Genomic DNA, 17035 nt, shown 5'->3' on the forward strand with positions numbered 1-17035 from the left:
GAAGCTTTTAATCTGCATCTTTTAAAAAAATTAAAACTTAATTTTTAAAATTCGTGTATTTTTTTTCTTTTTACCTGGTAAAATAACTGTGCGATCATTAAGGTTTACAACACCATCATTAACCTTGTAATAGACTTTAGAGTCTTTATCGTCGATTAATTTTTCAAAATCAAAAGCACCATTTTGATCAATAGATATCATGTAAAGATTAGACTTTTTAGCTTTAGTTTGTTTAAAAGCAATACGGTCTGCACTAAGTTTTTTAATATTATCAGAACAGTTTATAAAAAAGTAAGTTGTTTCGCCTACTGGAATTGAAGTGTAAGAGCTATTAGTAAGTCCTGTTTGTGCTTTATTGATGTTTCTTGCCCATTTTAAGCCTCCATCTTTATCTAATCTAACGCTCATAATATCATTAAAATGATAGATGGTATAAGTAGACATCCCACCACTACCATTCATGGAAGTATGTGTGGTAATAAAAAACTCTTCTGCGTTTACAATAATGTCACCATTATCCATTGTAAAAATGCCTTTAAAATCTATGTTTTTAATACCTTTTTTCTGTTTTCTTTTTTTTCTGTTTTCTTTATTACCGTATTTATCCGTCATAAACTCATCAGAGAAAGGTGTAAATTTTTCAGTCTCCATAGCAAGCGTATCTGGATTTAAATTAAACAAACAAACACCATTATAATTACCTTGATCTTTAACTCCGTAAAAACCAACACAAGATAATCTGTCCTCTGTTTTGATTAACTCCATTGACGAGATAAATTTATCTGCCTTTTTAAACGATGTTGTTTTTTGCCCATTTGCATTTACTTTTAGCAATTCAAAGTGGTAATTAGCTTCGCCTTTTTTCTTAGATTTTCTAGAGTTGTTTTCAAAAGCTTTACCTAAAAAGTAAACGGTTCCGTCTTTGTCATCGACATCAATACTATTGTATTCAAACAATTTGTCTTTAATATCTTTTTCTATTAATTTATCATATACACTTTCAAAATTAGTATTGAAAACAAATATTTTGTGGGTCTCTTTATCTTTATTGTTAAAGTCAAAGTTGATAGCAAAAAACGCATTGTTTTTAGACATAATTACTTCTCCCATATGGTTTCCATCCATTTGAGAAAAGTTATTTATAAAAAAGGGAAAAAGACCTATTCCAAAATACTTTTGCATGTTGTCTTCAGAGAAAGATAACAGTTCTTTTTTACTAAATTTTAAGTCTTTAAGGCTAGATGATACTACATTAAATATGATTTTATCTGCTTTTTTATCATGATCAAATTCTATAATGTGTAATTGTCCATCTTTAATAAAAGCGTTTTGAATAAAATTATTGTCTACCTCATATTCAACCTCTTTTATTAACTTTAATTTAGAGTCAAAGTGTTGGATGTAATAGCCTTTTAATTTAGGGATAAAGCCACCTAAAAAAGATCTAATTGTAATTAAGCCTCCATTATCATCTTCTAAAGAAAATACTAAAGAGCTGTTTTTTTTTGAGTCTTTAAATATCTCACTTTTAGTTAAATTCACGGTTTGTGCGCTTATTGAAAATGCAAAAAGCAAAGCAATAAGTAATACTGATTTTTTCATTATGGTTAGTTTAGTTTGGCCTAAAAATATAATTTTTAACCCTTTTGCAAACTATTATATCTATTTTTTATAGTCAAAAGTAGGTTGGTTAAATGCCTAAATCATTTTTTAGCCACTGTAGTTTATTGTGGTTAAGTGAGTTATGTGTATAAAAAAAAGCTTCCAAATTAATAAAAGCTTTTTTGTTTAGTTAAGCTGAATTTATTCTACCTCAATGCGTACACCTTCACTATGACTACTAAATTCTGGAGCATACATACTTTGTATAGTTGTAATACCATTACTCATATTACCAGCATTATTAACGCGTAAATCATATTCAAAGACAAAAATACCTTTTGGTAAATAGTCAAAAAAGAAGTTGGTAGATGCATCTTTAGTCGCTTCATAATACCCTAAACCATCTTGATATTTGTATTGACTAAGTACATTTACAGGTTCTAATCCTGCAGCACGCATATCTTTCATGTGTACAAATTCCATAGTGCGATCACTACGTAATTCTATACGGACTCTTACTAAATCTCCAACTTTTAATTTAGTTTCATTTGTTATGGCAGTAATAAGTTCACCTGTATCTGTATTGGTTTTTAAGTATAATTGTTTTTTAAGTTTTAAAGGCGTTTCTGCAGACGTTATGTTATCTAAATCCTCAAAATATTGCCAGTATAAACTTCCCCAAGCAATGCCATTTCCTTTTTTGGTTAGCTTGACTTCAGCCATTTTAGGAGTAATTTCCGTTCCAGACCAAGAGGTTTTGTAGTAACCTGTTCCAGCTTCTACTTTTACATCTTCTAATGTAGCAGGTGTTATTTTTTCGTCACCTAAAACCACATCAACCATTTCTGTTACACTTAGCCAATCGTTACCTTGTAATAATAAAGCATAGACAGCATCTGTGGTTGCTTTTGTTGTTTTCCATTGGTTGGTCTGTTTGTTTTTAAGTAACCATATTTTAAGGTTATCAATCGTTTCAATGTTTTTAGCTTCGGTTTGTAGTATTGTACCAGCTTCAGCAAAAGCTTCAATCATTAAGGCTTGTGTTTCAATGGATGCTTGATACCAATAGTAAGAGTTTGTGTTTTCTTTCCAATACATACCTAATTCGTTAGACGTAATACTGTTTTCGCTAACCGATTTTAAAATGGCTTTAGCTGTTGTCGTATCGTTATTACGTTTCATTATTAAAGCCATCATTCCTTTAGCATATAATGGACGCTGTAACCAATAGTTTCTAATTTGTGACAAGTAATAGTTGTGTATCTCTTGTTGTTTTTTCGACAGTTTAAATTCTGGAAAAAAGCTTCGCATGTATAAATAATGTAACTGCGTATAACTTAAATGGTCCTTGGTGTAATCTATAGTATTACTATATTTTGTTAAGTCGTTGTATTCTTTTTCAAATTCATCATCCAAATACTGTAATGCATTTTCCACCATATTTGTAATGTCTTCATCTTTGCCATCAACTACATTTAATTTTTTAAGATGTCCAAAACCTGTAATAATATGTTGTGTGATGTAACGGTTAACACGATAATCTCCAAACCAAGACCAGCCACCATTTGACATTTGGTTGTTTTTTAATTTTGTTTTAGCACGTGTTAACTCATTATTCATTTTATTTAAATCAAACAGTAAAGCAATACGTTTTTTCTGTTCTGTCTCTGACTGTGCATCACGTAACCAAGGTGTTTCTTGTATTAAAATAGATTTTAATTCTTCGTTTTTTTCTAGATTACTCAATAACGCATCTGTATTTTTCCATTGGTTAAACACCTCTTTGACACGTGGATTACTATTAACAATATGGCTAGCTAAGGCATTAGCATAAAATCTGCTAAAGGTTTGCTCATTACACTCATATGGATATTCCATTAAATAGGGTAATGCTTGTATAGCGTACCAAGCAGGATTGCTAGTCATCTCTAATGTTAATTTGTGATGCTTTAAAGTAGCCGACGTATTGGTCTTTAACTTATCCAATGTAAAGGTTTTGGTTTGGTTGCTTTTAATCCACATTGGAAGGGTTTCAGTCACCAACATTCTATTGGTTAAAACAGGTAAGGCATTTTGTTCACCATCGCTAAAATCACCAGATTTTGCTAATATTTTATATTGAATCGCACTAACGTTATCCGGAATGGACAGCGTCCATGTGACTTGTGTATTTCCTTTTGCTTTCGCGGAAAATGATTGCTGGTTTAACGTATTGGATAATTCCGAATCTATAGCTTTTCCAGTCAATGCATCAAACAACTGAAGCACTGCTGTACCTGTTAAATCCTTTGTATTAAGATTTGCAATTTTTGTGCTAATCTGTATTTGGTCACCTTGACGCAAAAAACGTGGCACATTTGGTAACACCATCAATTCTTTTTGTGTAACGGTTTGCAGCGTGTTTTGGGCATAGTTACCTTGTTTGTCATGTGCAAACACATTAAGATTCCATCTAGTTAATGCTTCTGGTGTTGTAAAATTAAAGGACACATTACCATCTTTATCTGTAGCTAATTGCGGAAAGAAAAAAGCGGTTTCTTGTAAATTTGTTCTTGCTTTAACTTGAGAGAAATCTTCTGATGCACCTTTATTTGTTGTAATAATTATTACACCATTGGCACCTTGAGATCCATATAAGGCAGTTCCACCTGCACCTTTTAATACTTGAGTGTTTAGTATAGAATTTGGATCAAGATTACTAACTTGGTCTGCAGACATTATCACACCATCAACTACAATTAACGCTGCTTTGTCACCAGTTAAGGATCTATTTCCTCTAAGAGTGATTTTTTTTACAGTGCCATCTTCATTTAAAGCTTTCTTTGTGTAATCATTTCCTCTATAATAGTCAAATTCATTTTCAGTTGCACCTGTAAGTTCATCAGCCTTTCTCTCAACACCTAATGCAGTTATAACCACTTCATCTAAAGTGTTGTCAGGTTTTAGTGTTATATTAAAGACGTTATCAACTCCAATTGTTTTTTGGATTGTACCATAGCCAACATAGCTAAAAGTTAAAATAGCGCCAGTTTTTGCTTTAATAATAAAGTTACCATCAAAGTCTGTAGTTGTACTTTCTGTACTACCTTTAACAGCAATTGCAGCAGTGGGTAATGGTAATCCGTTCTCGTCAATTACGGTTCCTTTTACATAACCATCTTTTACATTACCATCATAAGAGGTTCTAGTTTTGCTTACTCTAAGCGAATTGATGTAATTGTTATAAAACCAACCGTTATTATTAATAGAAAACCCAAACCAATTAAATTGATCAAAGCTTTTTAAATTATTAAAACTATGGTATTCATAAACCCTATCCACTCTAAAATGGGTTACGCCAAAACTTTTTCCATTATTTTTTCTAAAAGACGTGTAATAGGTTAGCGGTTTAAATGGTGAGTAATTCCAGTTGTGTGATTTAAACTGATCAAGAGACGCATCATACATGCTAGCTAAAAACTCGGATGTAATTTTTTCGCCTTTTGTTCCTTTAACTTTAAAGCTCCAAGTTTCGTCTGTTCCTGGTTGAAGTTTGTCTCTAAACGTAAGTGTTTCAATCTCTAAATCTGTTTGAGGATAAGGCACATTTATGGTTAGACTACCATCTGAGTAACTATTAAATGCTGCCAAGCTATAATGAACACCAAAACCGCCTAAATCGTTTTTGTCAATAGGTATACTTATCGTTTTTTTGTTTTGGTTTAAAGTAACAGTATGGTTTTCCGTGATTTGATAATCACGTTCTATACTAACTGTAACAGTTATGTTTTTGGCAGCGCTTGCAAAGGTTAAAATTGCTTTGTCACCAACATTATAACTGGTTTTATCTGTTGTAACTGTAATTAATTGCTGGTCTGCAAGGGTTTTATCCTTGTCCGAAAACAACATGGTTTTAGCAATATCCTTAACCTCTTGACCAAACTTGTCTTTAGTTTCTAGTTCTAAAATGTAGGCTCCAGACAGCCATTTTTTGGTGTTTTTTAAGTCTATAGTTTTAGATTTTTCTGTGTCAAACGTTTTGGATAAAACTAAGTCGCCTTTTTCCCAATGTTCTGGATTATCCTCATTGTTGTAAGCATCATGCGGAAAGTAGTTTTTAAATTCTGTTTTTGTAAAACCATTGTAATCCGGAATGCTCCATGGTCGTGGTCTTAATACATTATCAGGAGCTTGCAATTTGTAAATCTTTAAAGTCCCTTTGGCTGCTACAAATTGACCATTTAAGTTTTGAGTAGTAATAGTAATTTGATTGTCTTTTTTTGTTTTGTCAATGGTAGAAGCAATGTCAATAGTAGCTGTTAACGCGTGATATCCGACTTTTACAATTGTTGAGGTGCTTCTTGTTTCGCCATTAATATCTGTGACGTCTGCTGTGACTTTGTAACTAAAAATTGGTAAGCCAGATTTATCAACTTTTTCATCTGGTATGGCTTTAAATACAAGTTCATAATTACCATCTGCATTTGTTGTTGTTTCGCCATGTGTTATTTCTTGCGATTCACTAGTATAACTAGGTCTATACCATCTATACCAAGCAGGATATTGTACGTTTCTAACCACACGATAAACGACCTTTGCATCTGTAATTTTACTACCTGCAAAAGCTATAGCTTCGCCTTTTACAGTAATGCTGTCATTAACTTTAAACGTTTCGGTAATGGGATTAAAATTGGTTTCAAATTTAGGACGCTTATATTCTTCAACCGAAATAGAAGTCTGACCATAAAGATCTGCATCGTTAATTTGAATGCTATAATTACCTGTTAATCCATCGTTAGGTAAAATAAATTCGCCTGAAACAGATCCAAAATCATTAGTAATTAAATCTAATGTGCTTGCTTTTTCGCCATTAGTATTATATAAAATGACTTGTATTTTTTTATTAGTATATACCTCAGTTTTGTTGTTTTTGATTTTTAAAGCAATTGCTTTAAAGTAAACGGTTTGGGATGGTCTGTAGATACTACGATCGGTAAAAACAAAAGCTTGATAATTGGTGTCATTATCTTCACGACTACGTTTGTAATTATACATGTAATAGCTGCCAAAATAGGCAGTATCATCATTAGATTTTACCGTTAAATTAATATTACTGCGATTATAATTATTGGTTTTGCTTAAAGCAATAATACCTTTTGAGTCTGTGGTTGTGGTTTTAGTGTGTATTTTCTCGTTACGGTAGGTATAGTCAAGGTCTACTTTTGTGTTTGCTAATGGTGCTCCGTTATTACGATTAATGACTTGGAAAAAATCTTGATTATTATCTTGATAGTTTACAATAGCTATATCAGTCACTTGGGTTAAGGCTGTTGCAAAAAAATCTGATTTTAAATCTGTAGTTTGTCCTACAATAAGATATAATCCATTATCTAATTGAGGTACTAAAGTTTCAATGGTGTGTTGTTGGTAATCATTTTCATCCTTTAAGGTAGACGACCAAGTTTTTGTTGAACTTAGTTTTTTGATAAAGTCTTTTTTATCTTCCTCTTTATATAATTTTAAATACGCATCGTATTGTTTTTTACTTATTATATAAGCGTTAAAGGTTAAGTTTTGAATGTTTTTATAGCTAATTAAAAAACGCGAATACGTATTAATTGGTATGTTTTGTTCGGTTTGAATGGTTAAACTAGGTTCTAAAATTTGAGCCTGTAAAGCACTGCACAAACCAGCACCTTTACTATTCGGAAACTTTGCTATGACTTGTTTGCACATAGCTAAAGCATCTTTAATTTTAAATCTTACATCAGCATTTGTGTCCTTGTTATAGTTAAAACCTTGTGTGTTATAAAGTGTGGCTATTTTAAAAAGGTAAAGCCCAGAAACTTCATGATTTTTATATTTTTCAGCTTCGGTTTGTAGTGCTTTTAAATATAGGTCGTCTTTATTTTCAAAAGTGGCATTGTAGTAGACGTAGTCTAATCGCTCAGTATTTAATTCCGTTAAGGCATACGGTGTTTTGTCTTTTAAGTGAAATTTAATTAAATCTTGATATACTTTTAATGCTTGTAATTGTAATGATGTCGAATCTATAGAGGTGATTTTTAAGTCAGAAAACGGTTTAGAGTCTGTTAAAAATTGCTCATCATCAATATTAAATTTATAGGCTGGTTGCGTAATTCTGTTTTCTGGTGTTCTGTAAAATTCTAAGGCGTTATGGCTTAAAAAGTCAAATAAAGTTGGTCTGTAAATTTCAGCGTCTTTTCCTTTAGTAATTATAGCTTCAAATTGATGTGTTGGTGTTTGTTGAAGTATTAATCCATTTTGTAAAGAGCTGGCAAAAAGCGTTTGGATTTCAGTAAAAAGGGTCTCTAAATCCCAAGTTCTAAAATCAACTGCATCTGCTTTTTGTGCAGTTTTTGTGCGTCTATAAAATTGATATCTGTTTTGCTGAAAGTATTGCCAATACAACGTTGCCAACATGTTTTCTAGCACATTTTTAGTAGGTGCTTCTGTTTTGGCAATTTCTGCTTTAAAATCGTTAACAATACTAAGTTGAGCATCTTCCTCTAGCAATAATGCAAACTTGCTTTTAAATAGTAAAACTTTAATACGTTGTGCTGTGTTATTGTCTGCTAAGGCTTTGTCTTGTATGGTATTAACAACTTCTAGCGCACTTTTTGGAAGGCCATTAATTTCGTGATTTTCTACAGTTTCCCAAAGTTTGGAATAGTTGTTGGTTTGAGAGTGGGACGTTGCAAAAAGTAATACCATTAATAGCGATAATATATGTTTCATTTTATTAATTTTTAAACAAGGTACTTTGCTTTTTATGATTGTAATAACATAAATGTGTAAAGTAAACGTTTCAATGAGTGACGAGTGATAAATTTAAAGTTAAATAATATTTAACCAAATTAATCAAAAACAATACCAAGAGAATGCTATTTTTGTAAACCTTTAACATTCAATATGAAATCATTTTTAGTAACCTTATTATTACCGTTAACTATTTTTGCTCAGACCTCAATAGAGAAAGGGAAGACCTATATTGATAGTAAACAATTTGCTAAAGCAGAACAAGAATTATCTGCTTATGTAAATTATCATTCTGCAAATCTAGAAGCTATTGAGTTGTTAGGTGATGCGTATGGTCATCAAAAAAAATGGGATGAAGCTGCTGCAGAATATAAAAAGCTAGTAAATACTAAACCTAATACAGCAAACTACCATTATAAATTAGGAGGCGCTTTAGGGATGAAAGCCTTATCTGTAAGTAAAATTTCTGCTTTAGGAATTATTGGAGACGTAAAATCCTCTTTTTTAAAAGCTGCAGAATTAGACCCAAATCATATTGAAGCACGTTGGGCTTTGGTAGAATTATACATGCAATTACCAGGTATTATTGGTGGAAGTAAAAGTAAATCTTTAAAGTACGCTAATGAGCTTGAAAATCTGTCTAAGGTAGATGGTTATTTGGCTAAAGGTTATATTTATGAATATGACGACGAGCCAGAATTAGCAGAAGAATATTACCTAAAGGCTATAAAAGTTGGAGGCTCTTTAACGTGCTACGATAAGTTAACAGCGCTTTACGAAAAAGAAAAGCAACCAGAAAAAGCAGTCTCTAATTTGGAAGCTGCACAAATTAAACACCAACGCAATAGTTTGCATTACCAAATAGGTAAGGTGTGCGCAGATTATAACGTGCAATTAGATAAAGGAGAGCGTTGTTTAAAAGTTTATGTCCAAAATTATTCAGCTAAAGATGGTGTTCCAAAAGCTTGGGCAAATTACAGATTAGCGCAAATATATAAGCACAAGAAAGACATTACTAATGCTAAAAAATATATTGATTTGGCTATAGCCGAATTACCAAGTATTGATGTATTTAAAACGTTTAAGCAAGGATTGTAAATTTATCCCATGCGTCTAAATAGTTTAAATAAAAAATAGGCAATACCTAAAGCGATTAAGGCGTAATAACCAACGCCACGCTTTTTTACTTTTTTCTCTAATATTGGCTTTTGACCTCTAAATGTTGCGTTATCTTTACCTTTTTTTGAAGCTAAGTAAATATGGTTTTCTGAAGCAGAATAGCTATCTATTTTCTGGAGATATTTTAAAATGTCCTCTCTAGCAACATAAATATCTTTATGATGTTTAGGGCTAATGTCTTCTAAAACATCACAGATATATAAGCAATAAGCGATAAGTTGATTTTTATCTTTTTTTATAATTTCAGAGCTGTCCAAACGGTTACAGATATTTAAAATAGTAACGTTTAGAGCGTTTTTAACTAACGGAACATTAAAATTTTCTGGCTTTTTATCTACTGTTTCTTTAGCATGTTTTAAAACGTCTAAAGTTTTAACTAGTTCTGGATGGTACTGGATTGCAACAACATCAATTACTTTTCTTGTGGCTAAAAATTGGGTAGACCTTAAAAAAGCATTTGTTTTTGCAGTGTTAGTAGATTGTACTGCATAGTTATTGTAAATAGTTTTAAAGCTTTCAATGTATTGGTCTTCGATATATGTTTTAAAAGCATCATCAACAAAATCAATTTTTGAAAAATCCGAAAAACCCGTGATTTCTTTCTCGTTTAAAAGTAAATTTAATGCTTTATGGTTATTTATTAAGTTACTGAACGTGTCCGAAGTCATAAGGTATATCTAAAATTATATAACAATAATACCCTTAATATAATTTAAGCACAAATTAATTTGCTGTAAGTAACTAAAAAAAGATTTTAAAAAGGATAATTGCTAACCCTTATTTTTGTTAGCAATTACTATCTTTGATTACTCTACAAAATTAGGATAATGAAAGTACATTTTATAGCTATTGGCGGAAGTGCTATGCACAATTTGGCATTAGCATTACACAACAAAGGTTACCAAGTTTCAGGAAGTGATGATACGATTTTTGAACCTTCTAAATCTAGATTAGAAGCAAAGGGATTATTACCAGAACAATTTGGTTGGTTTCCGGAAAAAATTAGTGATAATCTGGATGCCATAGTTTTAGGTATGCATGCTAAAGCAGATAATCCAGAGTTACTAAAAGCACAAGATTTGGGACTTAAAATTTACAGTTATCCAGAGTTTTTATACGAACAATCTAAGCATAAAACTAGAGTAGTTATTGGTGGAAGTCATGGTAAAACGACAATAACATCCATGATTTTACATGTTATGCATTACCATGATCGTGATGTGGATTATATGGTTGGTGCACAATTAGAAGGGTTTGATGTTATGGTTAAACTAACCGATGATAACGACTTTATTGTGTTAGAAGGTGATGAGTATTTAAGCAGTCCAATAGATAGGAGACCAAAATTTCATTTATACAAACCAAATATTGCTTTGTTAAGCGGAATTGCTTGGGACCATATTAATGTGTTTCCTACCTATGAAAATTATGTCGAGCAGTTTAGCATTTTTGTAGATAGTATTGTAAAAGGAGGAAGCATAAATTATAACGAAGAAGACGCAGAGGTTAAGCGCGTAGTTGAAGCATCTGTAAATCCAATACGTAAGATTGCTTATCACACACCAGATTATACTGTGGAAGATGGTGAAACGTTATTAGAAACTCCTGAAGGTCCAATGCCAATTGAAATTTTTGGAAAACATAACCTAAACAATTTAGCAGGTGCCAAATGGATTTGCCAACATATGGGAATTGATGAAGACGATTTTTACGAAGCCATTTCTACTTTTAAAGGCGCAAGTAAACGTTTAGAGAAAATTGCCGAAAGTAACACCAGTGTTGCTTTTAAAGATTTTGCACACTCGCCAAGTAAAGTAGAAGCTACTACTAACGCTGTTAAAGAGCAATATCAAAACCGTACGTTAGTGGCTTGTTTAGAGTTACATACTTATAGTAGTTTAAATGCCGAATTTTTAAAAGAATATAAAGGAGCATTAGATGCTGCAGATGTAGCAGTGGTGTTTTATAGTCCGCATGCTGTAGAAATTAAAAAATTAGATATAGTATCGCATGAGCAAATTGCCAATGCTTTTCAGCGTGAAGATTTAATTATATACACCAATCCAGAAGCATTTAAAGACTTTTTGTTTAAGCAAAACTTTGATAATAAAGCCTTGTTATTAATGAGTTCTGGTAATTATGGAGGTTTAGATTTTGATGCAGTTAAAGGATTGATAGATTAAATTTTACGTAGACTTACTTTTTAATTAAGCAAATAAAGTAAGTCTATTTTTGTTTTGTTTTAAGTGGCGTAAATGCACTAAAACACAAACAAAACCTAATAAAAATATTAAAACCATAATTTAGCAGTACCTTTGCATTAAATTAAAAGAGGTAGCCTAATTAAATAGTGTTTATCTCAATAAACAGTATTTATGTCATTTCAATCTTTAGGCCTATCTGAAGCCTTACTAAAAGCAATTAGTAAAAAAGGATACACTACACCAAGTCCAATTCAAGCAAAAGCCATTCCGCCAGTATTACAAGGTCATGATGTGTTAGCTTCTGCACAAACAGGTACAGGAAAAACTGCAGGTTTTACACTGCCTTTATTACATATATTATCGGAAAACCCGAAAGAAAAATATAGACCTATTCGTGCTTTAATTTTAACGCCAACACGTGAGTTAGCAGCTCAAGTTTATGCTAATGTAAAAGAGTATAGTGAGTTTTTAAACTTACGTAGTGCTGTTATTTTTGGAGGAGTTAATCAAAAGCCACAAGCAGCAACCATCCGTCAAGGTATCGATGTATTGGTCGCTACTCCAGGTCGTTTAATTGATTTAGAAAGTCAAGGATTATTGTCTTTAAAACGTGTTGAGATTTTTGTTTTAGATGAAGCAGACCGTATGTTAGATATGGGTTTTTTACGCGATATAGAACGTGTCATGAAGCTTATGCCTGATAAGAGACAAAACTTAATGTTTTCTGCAACGTTTTCTAAAGATATTAGAAAATTAGCAAACGGGATTTTAAATCGTCCAGTCCAAGTTGAAGCTACACCAGAAAACACGACTGTAGAAGCAATTACACAAAAGATATTTAGAGTAGCTAAAGGAAAAAAAACCGACTTAATTATTAAGTTAATTACAGATGGTAACTGGAAGCAAGTATTAGTTTTTACGCGTACTAAGCATGGTGCAAATAAGTTAGTAGAAAAAATGATTAAAGCTGGTATTAAAGCAGCTGCAATACATGGTAATAAAAGTCAAGGTGCACGTACAAAAGCTTTAGCTGGTTTTAAAAGCGGAAGCGTTAGTGTATTAGTAGCAACAGATATTGCTGCACGTGGACTAGACATACCATTATTACCACACGTTATTAACTTTGAAATTCCTAATATCTCTGAAGATTATGTACATCGTATTGGTCGTACAGGTCGTGCAGGAGCAAATGGAGAAGCGATAAGTTTGGTTAGTGCAGACGAAACTACTTTTTTACGCGATATAGAAAAGTTAATTGGTATGAAACTACCAGTGGAAATTTTAGAAGGTTTTGAGCCTGATCCAAACGCATCAACTGCACCAATTAAACCAGGTCAAAATAGAAGACAACAACCTAGAAATAATAAGCCTAAAGGCGAAAAAGGTAAATCTAAAAGTAATACGTCATCTAATTCAGGTGGTCGTAATAGGTCAAGAACTAAAAGTAGAAACAACGACAGTAGACGTTAATTAATTACAAGTTATGACTATTGATTTAAAAGATAAAATAATTGAAGTTTGTAATAAAAAAATAGCTCAAAAAGGAGACACTGTTGGTGTCTCTTTTTATGCTTTTTTTAAAAATAAAAATGATAATCCAGAGTTATTAATGGAAGCAGCAACTTGGTGGATACAGACACACCAATTAGATCATTTTGAAAAAGCAGTCAAAATTAAAAGCTTAATAGAAAATAGTTAGTGGAAACACAAAAGAATAATCCTTTACACGGAATTAAGTTAGAACAAATCATAACGGATTTACAATCACATTATGGTTGGGAATATATGGGTCATGTTGTGAAAATTAAGTGCTTTACAGACAATCCTTCTATTAAATCTAGTCTTAAATTTTTACGTCGTACACCTTGGGCTAGGACTAAGGTAGAAAATATGTATTTAAGCTATTTGAAAAAAAACAAATAGTTTTTAAAAAGGATTTTGCGACAAAAAGTTTGCTAGTTTTTCTCCCTTTTTTCGGTCTAAATAGCGTCTTAAAACGCCACCTTTTACGTTGTTTACATCAAACTCAACAATAAAAGCATCATCATCTATATCAGATATAATTCGGTACATTTTTTTGATATCAATACGATTAATAATCGTATGAATAATATCTAATTCTTCGTTTTCATTTTTATTTACAAACCCTTTTTTTCCTTTGTAAATGGTCATTCCAGCACCAAGCTCTTTAATAATTGCGACTTTAATCTTTTCGTAATCTTTAGATACAATGGATACACCTATAAAGTCCTCAAAACCTTCAATAACCATATCAGTTACTTTAGCAGTTACAATATATGTAAGTATAGAATACATGGCTATTTCTTTTGAAATAACAAAAGCTGTAATTGTAAACAATATGACATTAAAAAGTAGGATGACTTTTCCAATACTTATTCCAAATCGGTCGTTAATAAAAACACCTAAAATTTCTGATCCATCTAAAACAGATCCATTTCTAATGGCTATTCCAATTCCTGCTCCCAAAAACAGACCACCAAAAATGGATATTAAAAACTTATCTTCTGTAATTATTTCGAAATTTTCAAAATGAATAAATAGTGCTAATCCAATTATACTAATAACAGACTTTAAAATAATGCGTCTTGAAACCGTAAAATAACCAATGATTAAAAACGGAATACTTAGCACAACTAATAATAAAGATATGTTTATATCAACTAGTCTACTTATTAATAATGCTATTCCAGTTACACCACCATCCAAGAAACGGTTTGGAAGTAAGAATGCTTTTAATCCAATACTAGCCAATATAATACCAAGTGCAATTTGAGCATATTCTGACAGTGATTTAATTATTTTACTTTTTTTCATAAGTTATTTTTGTAGTTTTCTTAAGCCTTCATACACAACAATCCCAACAGAATTTGCTAAGTTTAAACTTCTTATATGCTCACTGTACAGAGGGATTTTATATAATGATTTTTTATGCTTTTCTATTATAGTGCTTCCTAGTCCAACGGACTCTTTCCCGAAAACTAAAAATTGATCATCCTTAAAAGGAATGTCCCAATGCGATTTTGTGCCATGACTGGAAAAAAATGCAAAATTGGCATCTTTATTTATTTCAAAAAAATCATCAACCGAGTTGTACATCACGACGTTTAAATGTTTCCAGTAATCTAATCCAGCACGTTTTAAACGTTTGTCACTTAGCTCAAAACCAAAAGGTTTTACTAAATGTAATGTGCTTCCGGAAGCTAGTGCTAATCTGCCAATATTCCCTGTGTTATTTGGTATTTCTGGTTCTATTAAAACAATGTTAAGCATTGGATTTGGTTGTTAATTTAACAATTATTACTCTAACTAAAAGTATCCAAGGGAATCCATGTAAAAGTACATCAAACCAATCTTTAAGTTGCATACCTTTTGCACCACCTGCAATCCATTGTAATTTTCCCCAGATATGAGGTTCTGGAAAAAAAGGCGCTAAACCTAGGGTTAAACAGAGTAATATAATTAGTCGGAAGTCGTTGAGTAGTTTCATGAAATTGAATAAAAAAATGCCTATTCAAATATACTGAATAGGCATTTAATAAATAGGCTAATTTGGATTAGCTATTTGTTTTATTTTGCTGTTTTTTAATTGTCGATTTATCGATATCAAAATCATTGGTTTCCAACTTTGTATTTGCAGTTGGATTTGTAGGATTTGTTTGTCTAACCTTAGTTTCAAATTTCTTTCTATCTTTTATCATTCCCATAATTTTATTGTTTTTTTGGTTCGTAATAAAGATACTATTAACTTAAGTTATTGTCTCACAAGGCTTAGTTAAAGTCTTGTCTCTAAGTGTTAAACTCTCTTAAAAGGTTTATTTAAGATCCATTTTCATTTCAATCATTCTGTTTTTAAACCCTTTTTTCTGATACGCTTTTATTGCAGATTCGTTATCACTATAAACTTCTAATCTAGTTTCAAAAATATTTAAACTAATTGACCATTGTTTTAATTGCTCGATTATATTTTGAATGACACCTTGACCTCTAAATTCTGGAGCTACATACATAAAACCCATATAAGTATATCTGTCGATGGTATGATACGCTTTTGCTTTTATAATTTTGGCGTATCCACAAGCTATTAAATGGTTGTTTACTGTAGCAACAACTAATTTAGCTTCATTAGATTGAATTAAATAATCTAAGTCATAATACGTGCAATTTTCTTTTAAAATACTATCAAATGGACGCTCATAGGCAATTAATTGTTGTTCAAATTGTAATAGTTTTGGTTTGTCTTCCAAAGTTGCTTCTCTAAACGTAATTGCAGCCATACTTGATTTTTATTTTAGAATTGAATTTGTAAAAGTGTCAATTTTAGTATTACCGTGTTTGGTTAAGTGTTTTATAAAAGCACTTCCAATAATTGCTCCTTTGGCATATGTTGTGGCTTGCGTAAATGTTGAATTGTCCGAAATACCAAAACCTACAATTTGAGGATTGTTTAACTTCATGTCTGCAATACGTTTAAAGTAATCTGTCTGTTCTGTTCCAAAACCAGAGCTACTTCCTGTAACACTTGCGCTACTTACCATATAGATAAAACCATTGGAAATAGAGTCAATAAAATTAATACGCTCTACACTAGTTTGTGGTGTAATTAAAAAGACATTTATTAAACCATATTTTTCAAATATAGTTTTGTATTGCTCGTTGTAAACATCTACTGGTAAATCAGGAATAATTAAACCATCTATTCCGATGTCTTGACATTTTTTACAAAACGCCTCAACACCATATTGTAACATTGGGTTAAAATAGCCCATGATTATTAAAGGAATAGATACCGTTTTTCTAATGTCTTTTAATTGCGTAAATAACGTCTCTGTTGTCATTCCGTTTTTTAAAGCTTGCGTAGAGCTAGCCTGTATTGTTGGCCCATCTGCTAGAGGGTCACTAAACGGAAGTCCAATTTCAATCATGTCAACTCCGTTTTTCTCAAGGTCTTTTATAATAGAAACAGTGTCGTTTAATGTTGGGTATCCAGCTGAGAAGTATATGCTTAATAGCTTTTTGTCTTCTTTTAGTTTTTGATTTATTCTGTTCATTTTTAAATGAATTTATTTTATGTTCCCTGTGAGATACTGAAACGAGTACAGTATGACGTTGTGTTTGTGGTTTACTTTGTTATTAAGTTGCGTCAATCTGAACTTGTTTTAGATTCACATTGTTTGGTGTTTCCATTATTTAGATCTTCCTGACGTTTTATTTTTTGTGTGATGCTGAAACGAGTTCAGCATGACGTTATGTGTTTTTTAGTTATTCAGTTA

Annotated in this window: 14 protein-coding genes; 5 read left to right on the plus strand and 9 right to left on the minus strand. The window is 31.6% G+C overall.

The genetic code is table 11. The features are described 5' to 3' along the window. Positions 1 to 30: 30 nt before the first annotated feature. Entirely contained in the window at positions 31 to 1602 is a 1572-nt protein-coding gene (locus V6251_RS09885; RefSeq protein ID WP_341588095.1) for a hypothetical protein, read from the minus strand. 201 nt (positions 1603 to 1803) lie between these two features. Continuing rightward, a complete protein-coding gene (locus V6251_RS09890) occupies positions 1804 to 8340 on the minus strand; it encodes an alpha-2-macroglobulin family protein (protein WP_341588096.1) in 6537 nt (2178 codons plus the stop codon). A 174-nt stretch (positions 8341 to 8514) separates the two neighbouring features. On the opposite strand from V6251_RS09890, the gene V6251_RS09895 reads away from it, so the two are divergent. Then, positions 8515 to 9459 (plus strand): tetratricopeptide repeat protein, encoded by a 945-nt coding sequence (locus V6251_RS09895; RefSeq protein ID WP_341588097.1) that lies wholly within the window; start codon positions 8515 to 8517, stop codon positions 9457 to 9459. A gap of 2 nt (positions 9460 to 9461) precedes the next feature. Here V6251_RS09895 and V6251_RS09900 read toward each other — a convergent pair whose 3' ends face one another. Then, the gene (locus tag V6251_RS09900; protein WP_341588098.1) at positions 9462 to 10208 is read right to left on the minus strand and encodes a hypothetical protein; all 747 of its coding nucleotides are present in this window, start codon (positions 10206 to 10208) and stop codon (positions 9462 to 9464) included. A gap of 159 nt (positions 10209 to 10367) precedes the next feature. Between V6251_RS09900 and V6251_RS09905 the strand changes: the two genes are divergently transcribed. The 4 genes from V6251_RS09905 to V6251_RS09920 all read left to right on the plus strand — a co-directional run bounded on the left by V6251_RS09905 (position 10368) and on the right by V6251_RS09920 (position 13667). Next, complete coding sequence (locus V6251_RS09905) at positions 10368 to 11723, plus strand: UDP-N-acetylmuramate--L-alanine ligase (RefSeq protein WP_341588099.1); 1356 nt, start codon at positions 10368 to 10370, stop codon at positions 11721 to 11723. Positions 11724 to 11915: 192 nt separating this feature from the next. Further along, on the plus strand, positions 11916 to 13214 hold the full coding sequence (locus tag V6251_RS09910) for a DEAD/DEAH box helicase (protein WP_341588100.1): 1299 nt from the start codon (positions 11916 to 11918) through the stop codon (positions 13212 to 13214). Between the two features lie 13 nt (positions 13215 to 13227). After that, entirely contained in the window at positions 13228 to 13443 is a 216-nt protein-coding gene (locus tag V6251_RS09915; protein WP_191100388.1) for a DUF6500 family protein, read from the plus strand. Next, on the plus strand, positions 13443 to 13667 hold the full coding sequence (locus V6251_RS09920; protein ID WP_028283691.1) for a VF530 family protein: 225 nt from the start codon (positions 13443 to 13445) through the stop codon (positions 13665 to 13667). The genes V6251_RS09915 and V6251_RS09920 overlap by 1 nt, the downstream gene beginning before the upstream one ends. A gap of 3 nt (positions 13668 to 13670) precedes the next feature. Here V6251_RS09920 and V6251_RS09925 read toward each other — a convergent pair whose 3' ends face one another. From V6251_RS09925 to trpA, 6 genes are all read right to left on the minus strand, one after another. Continuing rightward, the gene (locus V6251_RS09925; protein WP_341588101.1) at positions 13671 to 14579 is read right to left on the minus strand and encodes a YitT family protein; all 909 of its coding nucleotides are present in this window, start codon (positions 14577 to 14579) and stop codon (positions 13671 to 13673) included. Between the two features lie 3 nt (positions 14580 to 14582). Further along, complete coding sequence (locus V6251_RS09930) at positions 14583 to 15035, minus strand: tRNA (cytidine(34)-2'-O)-methyltransferase (protein ID WP_341588102.1); 453 nt, start codon at positions 15033 to 15035, stop codon at positions 14583 to 14585. Further along, entirely contained in the window at positions 15028 to 15252 is a 225-nt protein-coding gene (locus V6251_RS09935; RefSeq protein ID WP_145002747.1) for a hypothetical protein, read from the minus strand. Before V6251_RS09935 ends, V6251_RS09930 begins: the two co-directional genes overlap by 8 nt. A gap of 67 nt (positions 15253 to 15319) precedes the next feature. Further along, a complete protein-coding gene (locus V6251_RS09940; RefSeq protein WP_186439202.1) occupies positions 15320 to 15469 on the minus strand; it encodes a hypothetical protein in 150 nt (49 codons plus the stop codon). Between the two features lie 108 nt (positions 15470 to 15577). Further along, a complete protein-coding gene (locus tag V6251_RS09945; RefSeq protein ID WP_341588103.1) occupies positions 15578 to 16039 on the minus strand; it encodes a GNAT family N-acetyltransferase in 462 nt (153 codons plus the stop codon). Between the two features lie 9 nt (positions 16040 to 16048). Next, positions 16049 to 16813 (minus strand): tryptophan synthase subunit alpha, encoded by a 765-nt coding sequence (trpA, locus tag V6251_RS09950; RefSeq protein ID WP_341588104.1) that lies wholly within the window; start codon positions 16811 to 16813, stop codon positions 16049 to 16051. Positions 16814 to 17035: the final 222 nt, after the last annotated feature.

Source organism: Olleya sp. Ti.3.14 (genome assembly GCF_038154885.1).
Classification (GTDB): Bacteria; Bacteroidota; Bacteroidia; order Flavobacteriales; family Flavobacteriaceae; genus Olleya.

Coding starts and splice junctions, on each gene's coding strand:
- V6251_RS09890 (WP_341588096.1), bottom strand. CDS start 8,340: ATGAAACATATATTATCGCTATTAATGGTATTACTTTTTGCAACGTCC.
- V6251_RS09935 (WP_145002747.1), bottom strand. CDS start 15,252: ATGAAACTACTCAACGACTTCCGACTAATTATATTACTCTGTTTAACC.
- V6251_RS09895 (WP_341588097.1), top strand. CDS start 8,515: ATGAAATCATTTTTAGTAACCTTATTATTACCGTTAACTATTTTTGCT.
- V6251_RS09900 (WP_341588098.1), bottom strand. CDS start 10,208: ATGACTTCGGACACGTTCAGTAACTTAATAAATAACCATAAAGCATTA.
- trpA (WP_341588104.1), bottom strand. CDS start 16,813: ATGAACAGAATAAATCAAAAACTAAAAGAAGACAAAAAGCTATTAAGC.
- V6251_RS09915 (WP_191100388.1), top strand. CDS start 13,228: ATGACTATTGATTTAAAAGATAAAATAATTGAAGTTTGTAATAAAAAA.
- V6251_RS09905 (WP_341588099.1), top strand. CDS start 10,368: ATGAAAGTACATTTTATAGCTATTGGCGGAAGTGCTATGCACAATTTG.
- V6251_RS09885 (WP_341588095.1), bottom strand. CDS start 1,602: ATGAAAAAATCAGTATTACTTATTGCTTTGCTTTTTGCATTTTCAATA.
- V6251_RS09910 (WP_341588100.1), top strand. CDS start 11,916: ATGTCATTTCAATCTTTAGGCCTATCTGAAGCCTTACTAAAAGCAATT.
- V6251_RS09925 (WP_341588101.1), bottom strand. CDS start 14,579: ATGAAAAAAAGTAAAATAATTAAATCACTGTCAGAATATGCTCAAATT.
- V6251_RS09940 (WP_186439202.1), bottom strand. CDS start 15,469: ATGGGAATGATAAAAGATAGAAAGAAATTTGAAACTAAGGTTAGACAA.
- V6251_RS09945 (WP_341588103.1), bottom strand. CDS start 16,039: ATGGCTGCAATTACGTTTAGAGAAGCAACTTTGGAAGACAAACCAAAA.
- V6251_RS09930 (WP_341588102.1), bottom strand. CDS start 15,035: ATGCTTAACATTGTTTTAATAGAACCAGAAATACCAAATAACACAGGG.